General features: G+C 71.0%; 15 protein-coding genes. 3 read left to right on the top strand and 12 right to left on the bottom strand.

Going from position 1 to position 16,719, the window contains the following annotated elements; all coding sequences use genetic code 11:
- Position 1: 1 nt before the first annotated feature.
- Together ACFYWM_RS30190 and ACFYWM_RS30185 are read left to right on the top strand one after the other, a co-directional pair.
- A complete protein-coding gene (locus ACFYWM_RS30190) occupies positions 2 to 928 on the top strand; it encodes a carbohydrate ABC transporter permease (protein ID WP_389920710.1) in 927 nt (308 codons plus the stop codon).
- Positions 925 to 1,740, top strand: coding sequence for an alpha/beta fold hydrolase (locus ACFYWM_RS30185; protein WP_389920338.1), 816 nt, complete (start codon positions 925 to 927; stop codon positions 1,738 to 1,740). Before ACFYWM_RS30190 ends, ACFYWM_RS30185 begins: the two co-directional genes overlap by 4 nt.
- Before the next feature lie 18 nt (positions 1,741 to 1,758).
- Here ACFYWM_RS30185 and ACFYWM_RS30180 read toward each other — a convergent pair whose 3' ends face one another.
- The 10 genes from ACFYWM_RS30180 to ACFYWM_RS30135 form a co-directional block, all read right to left on the bottom strand.
- On the bottom strand, positions 1,759 to 2,064 hold the full coding sequence (locus ACFYWM_RS30180) for a winged helix-turn-helix domain-containing protein (RefSeq protein ID WP_389920708.1): 306 nt from the start codon (positions 2,062 to 2,064) through the stop codon (positions 1,759 to 1,761).
- Positions 2,061 to 2,546 carry a hypothetical protein gene (locus ACFYWM_RS30175; protein WP_389920336.1) on the bottom strand — a complete coding sequence of 162 codons (486 nt, stop codon included), beginning with the start codon at positions 2,544 to 2,546 and terminating at the stop codon, positions 2,061 to 2,063. Before ACFYWM_RS30175 ends, ACFYWM_RS30180 begins: the two co-directional genes overlap by 4 nt.
- 90 nt (positions 2,547 to 2,636) lie before the next feature.
- On the bottom strand, positions 2,637 to 4,001 hold the full coding sequence (locus ACFYWM_RS30170) for a sensor histidine kinase (protein ID WP_389920334.1): 1,365 nt from the start codon (positions 3,999 to 4,001) through the stop codon (positions 2,637 to 2,639).
- Between the two features lie 437 nt (positions 4,002 to 4,438).
- Positions 4,439 to 5,191: an MBL fold metallo-hydrolase gene (locus ACFYWM_RS30165; protein WP_389920332.1), complete on the bottom strand. Its 753-nt coding sequence runs from the start codon at positions 5,189 to 5,191 to the stop codon at positions 4,439 to 4,441.
- Between the two features lie 324 nt (positions 5,192 to 5,515).
- A complete protein-coding gene (locus ACFYWM_RS30160; protein ID WP_389920330.1) occupies positions 5,516 to 6,064 on the bottom strand; it encodes a hypothetical protein in 549 nt (182 codons plus the stop codon).
- Positions 6,061 to 6,522: a hypothetical protein gene (locus ACFYWM_RS30155; RefSeq protein ID WP_389920327.1), complete on the bottom strand. Its 462-nt coding sequence runs from the start codon at positions 6,520 to 6,522 to the stop codon at positions 6,061 to 6,063. Before ACFYWM_RS30155 ends, ACFYWM_RS30160 begins: the two co-directional genes overlap by 4 nt.
- 34 nt (positions 6,523 to 6,556) lie before the next feature.
- Entirely contained in the window at positions 6,557 to 7,351 is a 795-nt protein-coding gene (locus ACFYWM_RS30150; protein ID WP_389920326.1) for a hypothetical protein, read from the bottom strand.
- A gap of 35 nt (positions 7,352 to 7,386) precedes the next feature.
- The gene (locus ACFYWM_RS30145) at positions 7,387 to 7,839 is read right to left on the bottom strand and encodes a hypothetical protein (RefSeq protein ID WP_389920323.1); all 453 of its coding nucleotides are present in this window, start codon (positions 7,837 to 7,839) and stop codon (positions 7,387 to 7,389) included.
- 48 nt (positions 7,840 to 7,887) lie between these two features.
- On the bottom strand, positions 7,888 to 9,429 hold the full coding sequence (locus ACFYWM_RS30140) for a hypothetical protein (protein WP_389920320.1): 1,542 nt from the start codon (positions 9,427 to 9,429) through the stop codon (positions 7,888 to 7,890).
- A complete protein-coding gene (locus ACFYWM_RS30135) occupies positions 9,426 to 10,877 on the bottom strand; it encodes a pyridoxal phosphate-dependent decarboxylase family protein (RefSeq protein ID WP_389920318.1) in 1,452 nt (483 codons plus the stop codon). The genes ACFYWM_RS30140 and ACFYWM_RS30135 overlap by 4 nt, the downstream gene beginning before the upstream one ends.
- A gap of 884 nt (positions 10,878 to 11,761) precedes the next feature.
- Here ACFYWM_RS30135 and ACFYWM_RS30130 point away from each other — a divergent pair.
- Positions 11,762 to 12,532: a DUF899 family protein gene (locus tag ACFYWM_RS30130; RefSeq protein WP_389920316.1), complete on the top strand. Its 771-nt coding sequence runs from the start codon at positions 11,762 to 11,764 to the stop codon at positions 12,530 to 12,532.
- A gap of 116 nt (positions 12,533 to 12,648) precedes the next feature.
- Here the strand turns inward: ACFYWM_RS30130 and ACFYWM_RS30125 are convergent, their stop codons facing one another.
- Together ACFYWM_RS30125 and ACFYWM_RS30120 are read right to left on the bottom strand one after the other, a co-directional pair.
- On the bottom strand, positions 12,649 to 13,308 hold the full coding sequence (locus ACFYWM_RS30125) for a M15 family metallopeptidase (RefSeq protein WP_389920313.1): 660 nt from the start codon (positions 13,306 to 13,308) through the stop codon (positions 12,649 to 12,651).
- Positions 13,309 to 13,402: 94 nt separating this feature from the next.
- Positions 13,403 to 16,402, bottom strand: coding sequence for a BTAD domain-containing putative transcriptional regulator (locus ACFYWM_RS30120; protein ID WP_389920311.1), 3,000 nt, complete (start codon positions 16,400 to 16,402; stop codon positions 13,403 to 13,405).
- Between the last annotated feature and the right edge of the window lie 317 nt (positions 16,403 to 16,719).

The following is a 16,719-nucleotide window of genomic DNA, read 5'->3' as shown; positions in this document are numbered from 1 at the left end:
GATGACCGGTCCCACCGGTACCGCCACCGCGCACGGCCGCCGCCGTGGCACCTCCGCGCGCCGTGGCGCTCCCCCGCGAGGTGGCCGCCACGACGCTCCCGTACGCAAGACGGCGGCGCGTCTTCTCATGTACCTGTCACTGGTCCTGGCCTGCGCGGTGGTGGTCGTCCCGCTGGCGGCGGTCCTCCTCACCTCGCTGCGGACCGCCGGGGAGATGGCCGCCAGCGAGAACCCGCTCGCGGCGCCCGGCGACTGGTTCAACCTGGACAACTACCGCATCGCCTTCACCGACGGTCAGATGCCGCAGGCGCTGTGGAACACCGCCTTCATCCTGTTCTTCTCGCTTCTCGGAACGGTCCTCGTCGGCTCGATGACCGCCTACGCGGTCGACCGCTTCCAGTTCCGGTTCAAGAGGGTCGTGATGGCCCTCTTCCTGGTCGCCGCCCTCGTCCCCGGCGTGACGACGCAGGTCGCCACCTACCAGGTCGTGAACGGCCTGGGGGTGATGGACACGCACTGGGCTCCCATCCTCCTCTACATGGGAACCGACATCGTCTCCATCTACATCTTCCTGCAGTTCATCCGGTCGATCCCGACGTCCCTGGACGAGGCGGCCAGGCTGGACGGCGCGACGTCACTCACCATCTACTGGCGCGTCATCATGCCGCTGCTGCGCCCGGCGATCGCCACCGTGGTCATCGTGAAGGGCGTCGCGATCTACAACGACTTCTACATCCCCTTCCTGTACATGCCCTCCGAGGGACTCGGTACGATCTCGACGTCACTGTTCCGGTTCAAGGGGCCGTACGGGGCGCACTGGGAGGTCATCTCCGCGGGCGCCGCGCTCGTCATCCTGCCGAGCCTGATCGTCTTCCTGGCCCTGCAGCGGTTCATCTACAGCGGCCTCGTCTCGGGAGCCACCAAATGACCCCTCCGGCGGTGACCGACCGGCGCACCGCGCACATCGCGTGGCGCCACCACGGCGACACCGATGTCCCTCCCGCGCTGCTGCTCCTGCACGGGTTCACCGACTCCGCCGCCTGCTGGGAGCCGCTCGTCCCCGCCCTGGCCGACATCGTCGGCGGCGTCGGCGGCGTCATCGCCACCGACGCGCGCGGGCACGGCGGCTCCGGCCTTCCCGAGGGACCCGTCGGGCCACGGCAGCACGCCGCCGACCAGGCGCTCGTCCTCGACGATCTCGGCGTCACCGAGCCGGTCGTCGTCGTCGGGCACTCCATGGGCGCGCTCACCGCCGTCACGCTGGCGGCCACCCGGCCGGAGCTGGTGGCCGCGCTGGTCCTGGAGGACCCGCCGCCGCACGGAATGGACGGCCGGCCGCGCGGCGTCCCGGCCTGGCTCACCGAGCTGCTGGCCCTGGACCTCGCCGGGCGCCTCGCGTACGCCCGCGAGCACGACCCCGCCTGGAGCGAGGCGGAGCTGCCGCCGTGGGCCCTCAGCAAGGGGCAGGTCGACCCGCGCTACTGCGAACGGGACGTCCCCCTCCTCGACCCCCTCCACGACCTGGCACCGGACGTGCGCTGCGACACGCTGCTCCTGTACGGCGACGCCGACCGCGGCGGGATGGTCACCGACGCCGACGCGGACACGTTCCGGGAGGCGGCGGCCGGCACCGTGACGACGGTCCGCGTGCCCGGCGCCGGGCACAACGTCCGCCGCGACACCGCCGGCGCGTACCTCCACGCCGTACGCGCCTTTCTGGACGCCGTACGCTCGCGGTGAGCGCGGTGAGCGGAACGTTCAGGGAAGGACCGAGAGGCCGGACTGGGCGACGATGGCCTGGAGCGCGGCGACGTGGGCGGCGTAGGCCTCGCGGCCCTCGCGGGTGAGGCTGAACCACGTCCTCGGGCGCTTGCCGACGTGCCCCTTGCGGATCCTCACGTAACCGGCCGCCTCCAGGGCGCTCGCGTGCTTGGACAGCACCGAGTCGCTGACGCCCAGGTTGTCGCGGACGAAGGCGAACTCGGCCTCGTCGGCGGCGGCCAGCAGCGAGACGATCTGCAGCCGGGTCGGCGCGTGGATCGCCGGGTCGAGTCGCGGCGTCACCACCTCGCCGCCTCCGCCCGCCTCGCGGTCCGCCCGGACATCCACCGGGCCAGCAGGGGTGAGGTGACCGCCACGATCGCGGTCATGATCACCCCCATGAGGGTACGGGGGTAGGCGAGGCCCACCCCCGTGAACCACAGCACCAGCGGGATGGACGCGAGACCGGTGACGACCATCCAGGCGGTGAAGCCGACCCATGCCCAGGGGTCCACCACCGAGGAGTGCGGGCGCAGCTTCGCGTTCTTGACGTCTCTCACGAACTTGAGGACGGCGAGGACGAGACCGGCCGTCATGGCGGGCACGGCGACCAGGAGCCACCAGGTGGGCGGGATCTCGGTGGCGAACTGTATGCCGGTGACGAAGGCCCAGACCGCCACCGGATACCAGGCGGGGAACATCGGCGGTGCCGCGCGCAGCACCCTGCGCTGCGTCTCGCGAACCTGGTCCAGCGTCCGCGCGGCCTCTTCGGGGGTGATGTCCATGCCTGCTCCTTCAATTTTCCTATCTGGAAAGTACTTTCTCCTTTCCATACCGTCAAGTACTTTCCACAATCGGTCTCAACGGCCGCCGGCTCATCCCGCCCGGACGGCCGAGCAGGCGTCGTACGCGGGAAGGCGCAGCACGAAGCACGCGCCCCGCTCGCTGTCCTCGACGGTCAGCGTGCCCTCGTGGGCCACGGCGATCTCCCTCGCGATCGCCAGCCCCAGCCCGGTCCCTCCCGCCTCCCGGTTGCGCGCGGTGTCCAGCCGGGTGAAGCGGTCGAAGACCATTTCCCGCTGCCCGGCGGGGATCCCGGCGCCGTCGTCGGCGACCGCCATCACCACCGACGCCCCTTCGACCCGGACGCTCACGGTGATCCGCGAGGCGGCGTGGCGCTCGGCGTTGTCGAGCAGGTTGCACAGCACCCGGGCGATCCGTAGCCGGTCGCAGTCGACACAGGCGCTCTCCGCCAGATCCTCGACGATCTTCTTCCGGTACGTCCGGCGCTCCAGCTCGGCCTCGACCAGCCGGCACAGATCGGTCGGAACGCGGTGCAGGGAGGTGCGCGCGTCCAGGCGGGCCAGGGTGAGCAGGTCGGCCGCGGTCATCTGGAGCAGGTCCACCCCGGCGAGCACGGCACGGGTCATCTTGGGCCAGTCGGTGTCCCGCGGGTACAGCAGCGCCTCCTCCAGGTGGGTGCGCATGGAGGTGATGGGGGTGCGCAGCTCGTGGGAGGCGTCCGCGGTGAAGCGCCGCAGCCGGGTATAAGCGGTTTCGAGGCGGTCCAGGGTGTCGTTCACGGTCTCCGCCAGGAGTTTGATCTCCTGGTAGTCCGAGGCGACCGGGACCCGCCGGTCGAGGTCGGTGAGGGTGATCCCGGCGAGTTCGGCCCGGATGGCGTTCACCGGGGCCATGGCCCTGGTGAGGTCCCGGAAGGACCGCGCGGTCATCGTGGCGGTCACCGCCAGGGACGCGCCGACGACGAACAGCAGGTCCGCGGTCGTGCCGTACCAGGGCACCCGCGGGGCCACCACGTAGAGCAGCCAGACCCCCTGCGGCTGGTAGACCTTGTAGGAGGTGACCGTCATGCAGCCCCTCAGCCCGTGCGGCGGGCACAGCGTCCGGGTGGCGCGCACGTTCCGGTCGTCGGCCCGGAAGGTGGCGATCGGCGGCCCGCCGACGAGTTCCGGGGTCGACGCGGCCACCACGCCGTGGGCGTCCAGCACCTGGATCGCCTCGACGTCACCCCTGGGCAGGACGGGCGGGAGCGGGCCCTGCCGGATGAGGGGGACCACCCGGTTCCAGGCGTCCGTGACGTGAACCTGGGCCAGCTCCGCCTCCCTGTTACCGGCGAACAGCAGGAAGAGCAGGCCGACGCCGACGCACACGCACGCCGCGAGGACCGCGGTCGCCACCGTCCGGCGGGCCCGGAAGGAGGGCAGGGCTCGGTTCAGCACGCCGCTCCCCCACTGGCCGGCCCCTCGCGCGAGCGAAGCCCGCGACACGGGCGGACGGCGGAGCGCGCGCATGCCGCTCCCCCACGCACCAGGCCCTTGAGCGAGGCCGCGGCCGGCGTGGCGCCCCCTTCCCGTCGCGGGCCCGGCGACCGGCGGAGTCCGGCGTCCGGCAGTCCGTCCCGGGCGGGAGTGATGACCGCGTACCGGCCGTGAAGGGACCCGCCGAGCAGCCTTTCACTGGCCATGAACGGAGCATACGTCCGACTTGTCCGATTTGGCTGGGTGTGTCACTACCAGGCAAATCACCCCAAAAGCAATTGCCTAGTTCTCTTCCCGCCCACGCACCGAACCCGGCGCCCCCCCTCCCCCGAGGACACCGGCGTCGCGCCACCCTCCGGCCGTCCTCCGGGCGTCTTCCGGCCGTCTTCCGGTACGGATCAGACGGGCATCAGCAGGAGCGGCCGCCCCGGGACGGGGGAAGCGAGCAGGTGGTCGAGACCGGCCTCGGAGAAGGCGGCGCGCACGTCCTCCTGGCCCTCGGTGAAGTGGCTCCAGCCCTCGACGTGGAGCGGCACGACGTGCCGGGCGTTCAGCAGGCGCGCGGCGACCGCCATCTCGACGGCGTTCAGGGTGAGCCGATCCTCGATCATGGGCGTGCGGACGGCGCCGCCGAACAGCAGCGCGATGTCGACGGCCGGGAACCGCGTGGCGATGAGCTGCACGCACCCCAGCGAGGCGTTGTCCCCGCTGACGTAGACGGTGGGCGACCCGTCGCCGGTGAGCACGAAGCCGATGACCTGGCCGACGATGGGCTCGCATCCCGGCGGGCCGTGCAGGGCGGGGACGGCGGTGACGCGGATCCGGCCGACGTCGTAGTGCTGCCAGGGGTGCATCGGGGTGGCCCCGGTGCGCGCGGCCGCCTCGAACGTGCTCAGGGTCAGCGGCGCGGCGGCCATCGTCCGGCGCCCCAGCCTGTCGAGGTTGTCGGGATGCTGGTCGTGGCTGAGCAGCACCAGGTCCACCCGGCCGACGTCGGCGGGAGACAGGGCGGGACCGGCGGTCTTGGTGAGCGTGAGCGGCCCGGCGGGATAGTCTCCCGGCGGGTCGAAGGTCGGATCGGTGAGGATGCGCAACCCGCCGAGTTCCAGCAGGGCCGTCGGGCCGCCGATCACGGTGACGGTGGTCGTCATGGGCGGCTCCGTTCGCTGCGCGGTCGGGCGTCGTCCGGATCACGCCGACCTGACGGACCGCGAGACGATCTTCGACCGAGCATACCGCCGACGTCCTGGCCTGGCCGGAAGGCCGCCCGGCTCCCGCGTGTCCCGGACATACCGGGCCCGTACGGCCCCAAAACAGCCCCGTGAACGGCGGTGGCCCCGGCCCCGCCGGCCCCGATGACGATCATCGCGGGACCACGGGACCGGGGCCGGGATGCGCACCTGGCCGGTCATGGCCGCCGCCCGGCGGCCATGACCTCCACCCTCACCGCACCGCGCTCGCGGCCCGGGAGGTCGTCAGACGGGCAGCACCCTCAGGGCGGGATAGCGGACCGAGTTCAGATACAGCTTGTCGGTGCCGTGCTCCTTCTCCAGCTCCAGGACGAACCGGTAGCGGTAGAGCCCCGGCCGGGCCTCGCTCATCACCGCCCCGGCCCAGTAGTAGTAGACGGCGGTGTACTTGTCGCGCATCCGGTCGGGAGCGCCGTAGACCTTGAGCTCGGTCATGATCCGGCGTTCGGCGACGTCGTCCTCGTCGCCCTTCTCGATGTCGAGGAAGACGATGTTGTTGATCTTCGGCATCGGGGGCCAGTTGCCGTCCGCGCCGCGGTGCATGTCGATCGGGCGGATGATCCAGTTGACCACCTGCCCCTGCTTGCAGATGGTCTCCAGGTGGTCACTGCCCTGACCGACCCCGCCGACGCTGTTGTCCATCATGTAGAGGCAGCCGTCGAGGGACTGCGTCGCGGCGGCCCTCTCCATGTCGACGAGGGTCACCACGTTCAGCTGGACGGAGTTGAGCTGGCCACGATCGGTGAAGTCCGTGGCCGCGTACGCCTGGGTCATCGGCCTTCCTTCTTTCCCTCGTCGGCGGCACCGGCCAGGGCCGGCCGGGCGGTGGGGCTGAACGGTGTGCTGACGGTGCCGAGCAGGAACGAGAGGCGGTACGGGACCGGCTCGGTGAGATCCTGCTTGACCTCGGCGGTCCAGAACACGATGTCGGTGCCGGGGTAGACCTTCTGGGTGGGCTCGGCGATCCGCGGGTCGATCTCGATGTCGCTGAGGGAGACGTAGGTCTCGCACTCCAGCGGGATCACGTTCCACAGCAGGGTGTCGCCCTTGCGCACCCGGCTGTGCAGCTCGGGGGTGCCGAAACCGGTGGACCCCGCGGCCTTGTTGGTGTCGTAGAAGTAGATGTTGTCGTCCAGGTTCTCCGACGCCAGCGCCGCCACGGGATCGACCACCGCGGTGATCGTCACGGGCCGGGAGGGCCGGCGTTCGGGTTGCTTGCTCCTGGGGGGCATGCGGTTCCTCCGCTCGGGAAAGCTCCGGGTCTGGTCAGCGGGCGGCCGGGACGGCCGGGACGGCCGGGAGGGGGAGCACGCCCACCCCGGCGCCGGTGAACCCGTTCCGCTTCGGGTCGTTGATGATCTTGAGGCTGGACTTGCAGGTCATCTCCACGGACTCCCAGACCAGCTCGTCGTTCCGCTCGACCAGCTCGTGCAGCTGGATGTGCATGGTGTACGAGTAGACGCCGGGCCGGCCCGTGGCCACGGTCGCCGCCCAGTACCAGCCGTCGTAGATCATGTCGGGCGACCCGTACTGGGCCGGATACATGATCTTCTCGGTGACGGCCTCGCCGGTGATGTCGGTGATCACCGGAGCCGGGTAGTTGTACGCGCCGGGGCCGCTCGTGGTCTTGCCGGTGACGTCCAGCAGCTTGGCCGCGGTGAGGCCGCGCCCGCCGCTCGGCTTGCTGGCGCGCTTGCCGATCCGCCGCTGCAGCCGCTTGAGGTCGGCGTCGCTCACGCCGTCGCCGTCGCCGCCGAGCGAGGCCAGCTCGTTCAGCGTGCGCCGGTCGTCGGCGCGCTCCTGCTCGGCCAGGTAGTTGCGCGGCACCGTCGGGGGGATCGACCCCAGCGCCGCGGGCAGCCAGTTCAGCACCTGCTCGGTCGCCTGCGACCCGTCGAGGAAGTGGGTGCCGGGCACGATCGTCACCAGCTGCTCGGTGCCCACCCCTGCCGAGCCGAACAACTTCATGTTGTCGAACCAGTACGTGTTGCCGTCGAGCGACCGAGTCCGCAGCGCGTTCTCGACGTCGAAGAGCACGATGATCCCGTGTTGCTGGGCCATGAAACCGCCTTTCGCAGAACTTCGCAGAACGTGGGTCACACGCGCAGCAGCGCGGGCGAGTCGATGTGCAGCACGCTGTTGGGTCCTTCGTGAAGCCTGACGGAGAGGCGGTACCGGTAGGGGACACCGGGAACCATGTCGTAGGGCACGATGCCCTCCCACAGCAGGAGGTCGTGGTTCTCGAACCCGTTGGAGGCCATGGCGTCGACCGCCGCCCCGTGCGCCGTCTGACCGGCCGGGGCCGAGACGGGCGCGCCGGACAGGAACTCGATGGCCTGGATCTCGACCGGGGTCTGCACGTCCACGTGGATGGGCGTCCACTGGACGACCTGTCCCGGCGCCACCGCCGTGACGAGGTCGGGGGTCCCCTGGTGCTTGCTGCCCGCCGGGCTGTCGTCGACCAGCGAGATGTTGCCGTTGTGCAGCGTCCGATCGGACAACGCCCCCACGGCGTCGACCATCACGACGATGCTGATCCTGGGTTTCACTGATCCTCCCTTGTCGGATGTCATTCGGGCGTGCGGGCCGCCGCGTGCTCAGCCCCGGTCCCTGACCAGCGGCGTCTTGCCCACGGCGGTCCGCTCGATCTGCGGCGAGGAACGGGGCACGAACACCAGCCGGAACTCGTATCCGATCTGCTCGATGGCCGCCGCGTTCGCCTCCCGGTCGTTGAAGAGCGACAGAGAGCTCGGCAGCGACTGGGTGAACAGCCGCCGCGTCCCGCTCGGGCCGAGGGCGTGCTCGACGGCCGCGGCCGTGCCCTCGGCGTCGTCCGCCGCCACCAGCAGGGTCAGGGCCCGCTCCTCGCGGTGGTTGTGGAACTGGACCTCGTGCGCGATCAGGTCCAGGTCGACGCCGGTCGTCGAGCGCAGCCGCCCGCGCAGGGCCGCGTAGGCCAGCGTCGCCGAGTACTGGCTGTCGTTGAGGTGCAGCACGTCGGCGGTGCGCCCGGCGAACTCGAACCGCTCGGTGCGCAGCCCGGACCCGTTCAGGGCGGGGCGGCGGATCATCCGGTCGCCGAGCTTGAGCCGCAGCAGCGGCGTCTCGTCGGCGTGCAGCCGGGTGACGACCAGCTCGCCCTCCTCCCCCTCGGCGACGGCACGGCCGTGCTCGTCCACGATCTCCACCAGGTGCAGCCCCGGCACGGCGGAGAGGGCGGGCGAGGCGTGGTCGAGCTGGAGCCCGACGCACTCGGCCTGGGTCGCGGCGAAGTAGCTGAGGATCGACACGTTGGGGAAGAACGCCTGCAGCTCGTCGCGCTTGCGCTGCGGCAGGGAACCGCTGCCGTACATGGCGACCCGGAAGCTCGCCCTGGCGTGCGGCGACAGGCCCGCGCCCAGCTCGGGCAGGAGCGCGATGCCGGCGGTGATGCCCATCAGCGCCTTGTGGCCCGGGTAGGAGAACATGTGCTCCAGCACCGGCGCGCTCACCGGCCCGGCGCCGATGTAGTTGACCTCCGGGACGTGGGACAGGACGCCGCCGACCATGGTCCCGCTGCTCCACATCTGGTAGTCGGCCAGGGTGGTGAACAGCCAGCGCGGCGCGGGGCCGCGCAGGTAGCGGCCGAGCTGATAGGCGCCCATGAACGCCCCGGCGATGCGGTAGGTGTCGCGCAGCTCCCTCAGGGAGTACACGATCTCCAGGGGCATGCCGTCACCGGTGCCGCCGCTCGCCACCACCTCGAACCCGCCGCGGTCGAGCGGCACGACCATCCCGGCCCGCGCGCCCATGAACATGTCCCGCTGCACGGTCTTGTCCGAGAGGGGGATCTTCTCCCACTCGGACATGTCGGCGGGGAGGTCGTGGATCCCGAAGTAGTGCAGCCGCTCGCGCCACAGCGGGTTGAGCAGGGCGATGCCGACGAGCTGCTGGAGCCGGCGGAACACCAGCGCGTTCTGCAGGTCGAGCGGGGCCTGGCAGTAGGGGACCTCGGTGAGCCGCCCGCACTCCTCCAGTTTCCCGGCGAACGACGGCAACCGGGTGACCTCGTCCACCGAGCGGGGCCGCAGCTCCTCCTCGGGGATCAGCCGTTCCGCCAGCTCCGCCGAGGTGGCGATGTCCAAACCCGTCATGGTCATGAATGACTCCCGTTTCGCTGGTCGTGCCGGGCCGCGGCGCTCGCGCGCAGCACCCGTTGCCCGATGTCCCTGATCTCGGCGATGAGCATGGCCAGGTGGTCGGTGTCGATCAGGTGGTTCATCACCACCACCCGCAGCGCCGCCACCCCGTCGATGTCGACCTTGGAGATGAAGAAGCGCCCGCCACCCCGGATCCGGTTGCGGATCTCCAGCTGCAGCCGGTGCGCGTTCGCCGGCTCCAAGCCCTCCGGCTCGTACCGGAAGCACAGGATGTTGGACTCCGGCTCGTGCGCCACGGCGAAGTCCGGCTCGGCGGCGAGCATCCGGTGCGCCTGCCGGGTCACCTCGCACAGCCGGTCGATCTTCTGCGCGAACAGCGCCGGGCCGTAGACCGACCAGACCGTCCAGAGCGGCATGATCATCGGGCGTTTCGTGCACTCGAAGTTCTTGTCCGCGCTGTCGTAGGCGCTGTAGACGTCCGGTTCCTCGTCGAAGACGTAGCTGGCGCGCTGCCGGAACGCGCCGCGCGCCGCCGTGCCGTCGCGGTAGAAGAGCAGCGTGCACGGCGCCGGCATGAACAGCATCTTGTGGGCGTCCCACGTCAGCGAGTCGGCCTGCTCGATGCCGCGCAGCCTGTCGCGGTGGCGGTCCGACAGCAGCAGGCTCGCCCCGTGCGCCCCGTCCACGTGGAGCCAGAGGTCGTGGCGGCGCGCCACGGCCGCGAGCTCCTCCAGCGGGTCGAAGGCGCCCATCGAGGTCGTCCCGGCCGAGGCCACCAGGCAGAACGGCCGCAGGCCGCGCCGCCGCGCCTCGTCCAGCACCGGACCGGCCAGCTCGGGGCGGATCCGCCCGGCCCGGTCGACCGGGAGCCGGACGATCTGCCGCTCGCCGATGCCGAGCACCCCGGCCGCCCGGGTCACGCTGTAGTGGACGTCGTCGCCGACCACGACGGCCGGGAGGTCCGGCACGCCGCCCGCGCCGCGCGTCCATATCTGCGGGAAGGCGCGGTTGCGGGCGGCCAGCAGCGCGGTCAGGTTGGCCAGGGAGCCCCCCGAGGTCGTCAGCATGGCGAACCGGTCGTGGTCCCAGCCGATGAACCGGTTGAGCTCCTCGGCCATGAGCCGTTCGGCGACGTTGGGGAGCTGCCCGGCCTCGTAGAAGGAGGAGGGCTGGTTGACCACCGAGCCGACCAGGTCGATGAGGCTGGCCAGGGGGACCACGCCGGAGAACTGCCGCCCCATGTAGCCGGGCGAGTAGACCGGGATGCCGGTGCCGGTGTAGAGGTCGACGATCTGGTTCACCCGGTCGGGGTCGAAGTCGGCGACGCGCTGCCGTTCCCGGGTCATCAGCCCCCGCGCGGTCTTCAGCAGCACCGCCGGGTCGAGGAGGTCGAGCCCCCGGACCGACCGGTCGCCCAGATACGTCGTCAGGCGGCTGACGATGCCCACGGCACCGTCGTGGAAATGCTCGGGGTCGAATGCCGCGGTGAGGCCCGGCGTGGGTGACCGGAAGCCCGTCGGCTCTGGAAAGGGACTCTGGACATCGGAAAGCGAACTCGTCACGGAGGAGGCTCCAAACGATCCGGCGTCGAGAACACCCATGTGCTCGCACCTGGCCAGGAATTCAGGCATGGTGAATTGAAATCCTGGTCGATCACATGAGGGTTCCCGCTAATAAATTCTCGATCTGCGGTGATGCGTCGAGCGAGAAAAAGGCCCCCGGAATCCGGGGACACGAGGCTGCATTCGTGCCGTCGCCGGGCCGTTCCAGCCGCTTGGAACGGTCCAACTCCGGGGAGGAATGTCTGTCGGCAATAGTGGGAGATGAAACGAGAGGGCCTCGCCGCCCCTGTTCACGACCTGCTCATGCGGTTCTTCGTCAATCCGGCGACGATCAGGATCTGGAGGAGATCCGCGGCGGGCGAATCACCGTTGATTCGACCTGAATTTCACCCGCCTTATACGCTGGCACGCCCGTCATGTATGCGACCTAACCATTGATGCCGGGAAGGGCGCAAGACCTCGGATGCAGGTGGGGTGGCAGATTCCGGCCACGGCGACTCGCCCGTGACGATCAGGACGGGAAGACACCCGGCAGGGCCCGACCGTTTCGGATTTTGTGCGTTTTTATCAGGAATTAGAATTCGGCTCGGCATTTGCTCATCGAGAACGGCCACGGCCCGTCGCCACCCTGCCGCCCGGCCGGCGACGGGCCGACGACGGGCCGACGACGAGCCACGGGCGGTCCGGCTCCGGCGTTTGCGGGATCGGTGTCCGACCTTGATCGGCCGGAGGTGTTGTCCCGCGCTCTCCGGCTGGGCTAGACAGGTCGCATGACAGAGACGCCCTCAGCCGGACACCCCCTTCCGCAGGTCGCCGATCGGCGGACCTGGCAGGCGAGGATCGACGAACTCCGGGTCAGGGAGAAGGCCCACACCAGAGCCGGGGACGCGCTGGCCGCCGAACGCCGCCGGCTGCCGATGGTCGAGGTCGATCCGCGGACCCCGCTGATCGGGGCCGACGGCCCGGTACCGTTGATCGACGTCTTCGGCGGCCGGTCCCAGCTGATCGCCTACTTCCAGATGTGGCACACCGGCATGCCCGCGGCGGAGCAGTGCGAGGGCTGCACCTTCTCCACGGCCCACATCGACGAGCTGTCCTACCTGCACTCGCGGGACGTCGGCTACGCGACCTTCTGCCAGGGACCGTACGAGGAGAGCTCGCGCTACCGCGACTTCATGGGCTGGACGGTCCCGTGGTACTCGGTGCCGCAGGACTCGGTGGACCGGCTGGTCGCGGGCCGCTACTTCGGCATCCTGGTCGCCTATCTCCGCGACGACGACAAGGTCTACGAGACCTACTGGACCACCGGCCGTGGCAACGAGACGATGGCGCCGTCGTACGGACTGCTGGATCTGACCGTCCACGGCCGGAAGGAGTTCTGGGAGGACTCTCCGGAGGGCTGGCCGCAGCACTGGGACTCCAGGGGCGACCAGTTCCGGCTGGACGGCCGCCCGACCGCCCAGTGGTCACGGATCAAGGCCGGACACGACGACGACCTCGGCACCTCCTCTCCTGACCACCCTCGCCCGCACTGCCACTGAGCGAGCGCCCGGGAACCCGGCAGGCGCGTGGTCACCGGCGATGGAGTACGGCGTGCGGTGGATCGGCGGGAAGCAAGTCGTCGCCGCCGGTGTGAAGGGGCGGCCGGGTCCGGACCTCATGGGGCGAGCGTCTCGCGTATGCCGTAGCGGGCGAAGCGGGCGCCTGTCGCGAAGGCCCAGTAGCGGTCGCCGTAGGACCAGTGCCACCACTCGGTGGGGTAGTTGACGAAGCCGCCGGATCTCAGGGCGGCGCCCAGGATGTCGCGGTTGCGCCGGGCCTCGGGGGAGATCTCGGGAAAGGCGGTGTAGCACGCCTCGTCGTTCTCCGGCGGCGTGGCGTTGACCTGCGTACCCATCGGGAGTTCGACGCCTGAGACGGTGCACAGGGTCAGGTCCACCGCGCCTCCGGTGACGTGCGGGGCCACCTCGGGCGGGGAGACGTACCTGCTGGCCTCCACGTACGCCCGCCGGTCGTCCCAGCCGGGGTGGGCCGTCAGGTGCGCGGCCACGGATTCGGTGAAGTACCGGTACTGCAGGGCCGCCGGGCGGAATCCCTCCACGACGAGCAGGCGCAGGCTGCGGGGGAGCATGGTCTGCGCGGCGACCAGGCGGTCGGCCACGCTCAGCCGCACGTGTGCGAACGCGCCTTCCGGGTCGGCGAGGCGCTGGTCGACCCGGAAGGCCTCCATGGTGCGCAGGTCCACCAGGGGCTCGTCGCACTCCTTCACCGGCACCTCGGCGATCCGCAGGTCCGACAGGAGCACGATCTCTCGCATCGGAGACCTCCGTGATGTTACAAAAACGCTCGATCTGAGACGCCGGGGCCATGATTCAGCGGAGCGCTTCAAGAACGCTGTAACCGTCGTCGGATCAGCCGCCGGCTTCGCGGTACTCCCGTGCCTCGTGCGTCCGGAAGAGCTCGAGCGCCTCGGTCATGGCCGCCTTGGCGGCGACGTCGTCGCCGAGCGCCTCGTGCACCCGGGCCAGGTCGCGCAGCGTACGCGCGCGGAACAGGACGGCGCGCAGCTCCTCCCAGAGCGTCAGCGACTCCGTGAACCGGCTCTGGGCCCGGTAGAGCCTTCCCTCGGCCAGGTCCAGCTCGCCGATCGTGCGCAGGGTGCACGCCTCGCCCCAGCGGTCGCTGAGGGTCCGGGTCACCGCGAGCGCCCCCTCCAGGGCGCGGCGTGCCGCGTCGAACCGGCCGAGCCGTATCCCGACCTTGGCGAGGGTACGTGCGCAGTACGCCTCCATCAGCCGGTCGCCCAGCTCACGGAAGATCGCCAGGGCGCGCTCGCACAGCTCCTCCGCCGGCCGCAGCTCGCCCAGGGCCCGGTGGTAGAGGGACATGGTGCGCAGCGTCAGCCCCTCGCCGCGGCGGCTGCCCGCCTCCCGGTACAGGGACAGCGCGGTGGTCAGGTCGTCCAGGGCCGCCGGATAGTCCCCGCGCTCCAGGTGCACGCTGCCCGCCAGGCGTCTGACGTGCGCGAGGGCCGCCGGGTCGGCGAGGTCGCTCCACCGGCGGCTCGCCCTGTCCAGGAAGTGCAGCGCCTCGGGCAGGTAACCCTGCTCGCGGCAGGCTGCGCCGAGGGCGGCGAGCGTGGCCGCCTCGCCCCGGGCGTCCCCCGCGGAGCGGAACAGCGACAGCGCCTGGCCGAGGTACTCGCGGGACTCCGCGTAGTGGTCGCGCTCGTAGTACAGGTGGCCGAGGCCCGCCAGCAGCGTCGCCTCGCCCAGGACGTTGTCCGTCCGCCGCGCCACCGCCAGGGCGGCCTCGTGCGTACGGTGCCAGGCCGCGAAGGGGTTGTCGAAGACGTACTGGCTGCCCTCGAAGGCCACCGAGGACAGCGCGGACGCCAGGGCCACGGCGATGTCGTCGAGATCCATCGCCGCCGCCAGCTCGACCGCGACGATCAGCGGTTCCTCCTCGGCGCGGAACCAGCCGTGCGGATCGGCCAGCGCCGTGCGCGCCACCTCCGGCTCCATCGGCCGCACCAGGTCGAGGGTCGCGCGCATCGGGATCCCCCCGGTGGGCACGGCCTCGTCGAGCCGTTCGACCAGCCACAGCCATCCGCCGAGCACCCTGCGCACGGCCGCCGTGCGCTCCTCCTCGGTCTCCTCCGTGTACGCGCGCTCGCGGGCGAACAACCGGATCAGGTCATGGAGCCGGTAACGCGGAAGGTCGCCCGCCTCCGTGTCCACCACCCCGATCAGCGAGGTGTCCACGAGGTGGTCCAGCACCTGCTCGGCCTCGTCGAGGCCGGTCTCCAGGGCCGCTCCCACCACCCACACCGGGAAGTGCGGCAGGCCGAACAGGCCGAGGCGGCGCAGCGCGGTCCTGGCCTCGGGAGGGAGCAGGTCGTAGCTGAGCGCGATGCTGGCCCGCACCTCCTGGTCGCCGACGGCCAGCTCGTCCAGCCTGCGCTGCTCGTCGGCCAGCCGATCGGCCAGCCGGGCCACCGACCACTGGCGACGCGAGGCGAGCCGCGCCCCGGCGACGCGCAGCGCGAGCGGCAGGCCGCCGCACTGGCGGACGATCCGCAGCGCCGCCTCCGGGTCGGCGGCGATCCGCTCCGGACCGGCGACCTGGTCGAAGAGCCGCAGGGCGGCCGGTTCGGGTAACAGGCCCAGGTCGAGCAGCGCGGCTCCGGCGAGGCCGGCCAGCCGGTTGCGCGAGGTGACGATCACCCCGCACCCCGGCGCGCCCGGCAGCAGCGGCCGCACCTGCCGCTCGGTGGCGGCGTCCTCCAGCACGACGAGCTTGCGGCGGTCGGCCAGCAGCGACCGGTATCGGGCGGCGCACTCCTCCAGCGTGCCGGGTGGAGGGACACCGGGCGCCAGGTCGCGCAGCAACCGGCCGAGGACCTCCTGCGCGGTGGCGGGCGACTCCGTGGTGCCGCGCAACTCGACGTGGAGCTGGCCGTCGGGATAGAAGGGGGCGAGCTCGTGCGCGGCCCGCAGCGCGAGGGCCGACTTGCCCATCCCGCCCGACCCGAAGATGACACAGATCGGCATGGCATCCGGCCTGATGAGGTGGTCGCGCAGCGACGCGATCTCCTCCTCGCGCGCGGTGAAGTCGGGCGGCGGGGAGGGCAGCTGCCGGGGCACGGGAACCTTCGCCGGGCCCAGCAGCGTGGCGTCGCACCGCAGGATCGATTCGTGCGTCTCCCGCAGCTCCGGCCCCGGTTCGATGCCGAGTTCCTCGATCAGCACCTCCCTTGCCCGCTGGTAGGCCGTGAGCGCGTCCGCCTGCCGGCCGGCACGGTAGAGCGCCACCATGAGGGCACGGCGCAGCCGTTCGCGTACCGGATGGACGGCGACCAGTTCGGTCAGTTCGTCGATCAGGCCCTCTTCCCGGCCCGCCGCCAGGTCGGCAGCGATCCGTTCCTCCGTCACCGTGACCCGCAGCTCCTCCAGCCTGGACGCCTCCGCGCGCAGGTAGCTGTCGCCGATGCCGCCCAGGGCCGGGCCCCGCCACAGCGCCAGGGCCGTCCGGAGGGTGTCGGCCGCCGCCCGGTGGTCGCCGTCGCGCGCCTCGCGCCGCCCGCGGTCGACGAGCCGCTCGAAGACGGCTCTGTCGTGGGCGTCGGGGGGAATCTCGACGGCGTAGCCCATCCGGCGCGACACGATGATCTGCGGCAGGCCCGCGCCCGCGAACGCGCGGCGCAGTGTGGCGACGTAGGTCTGCAGCACCCCGCGGGCGGTCGGCGGCGGGTCGTCCTGCCAGATGGCCTCTATCAGCCGCTCGACGGTGACCACCCGGCCCGCCTCCAGCAGCAGGGCGGCGAGCAGGGTCCGCGGTTTGGCGCCCCCGAGGGGGACCTGCCGCCCGTCGCTCCACACCTCGACCGGACCAAGGAGCCGGAAGTCCACTGGCCCTCCTCGAAATGGCTCTGCCGACTCCTGAAACGTATGGTACGTCGCCTGTTGCGAAAGTAAGCTCGCGCACTTATTTGCTCTGTTGTCCGTAAATGTCATTTCGCGTCGGTGAAAATGGTCGCTGTGATGATTTATCCGATTTTCTCTGGTGGACATGCCGAAGGACCCGGGGGCATCCCGGGTCCTTGACCGGCGTATGTCGCCGCGTTCGTCTCAGGTGGGGTCAGCTGACGGTGTTGGGTTGGGCGGACAGGAGGGTTTGGGACCAGCCGTTGGTGTCGACGGTGCCGTGGCCGGTGATGTCGTCGCCG

This window comes from Streptosporangium sp. NPDC002721 (assembly GCF_042888905.1).
Taxonomy (GTDB): Bacteria; Actinomycetota; Actinomycetes; order Streptosporangiales; family Streptosporangiaceae; genus Streptosporangium.
Note: the sequence above shows the minus strand (reverse complement) of the source record. Positions and strands in the feature narration are given on the sequence as shown.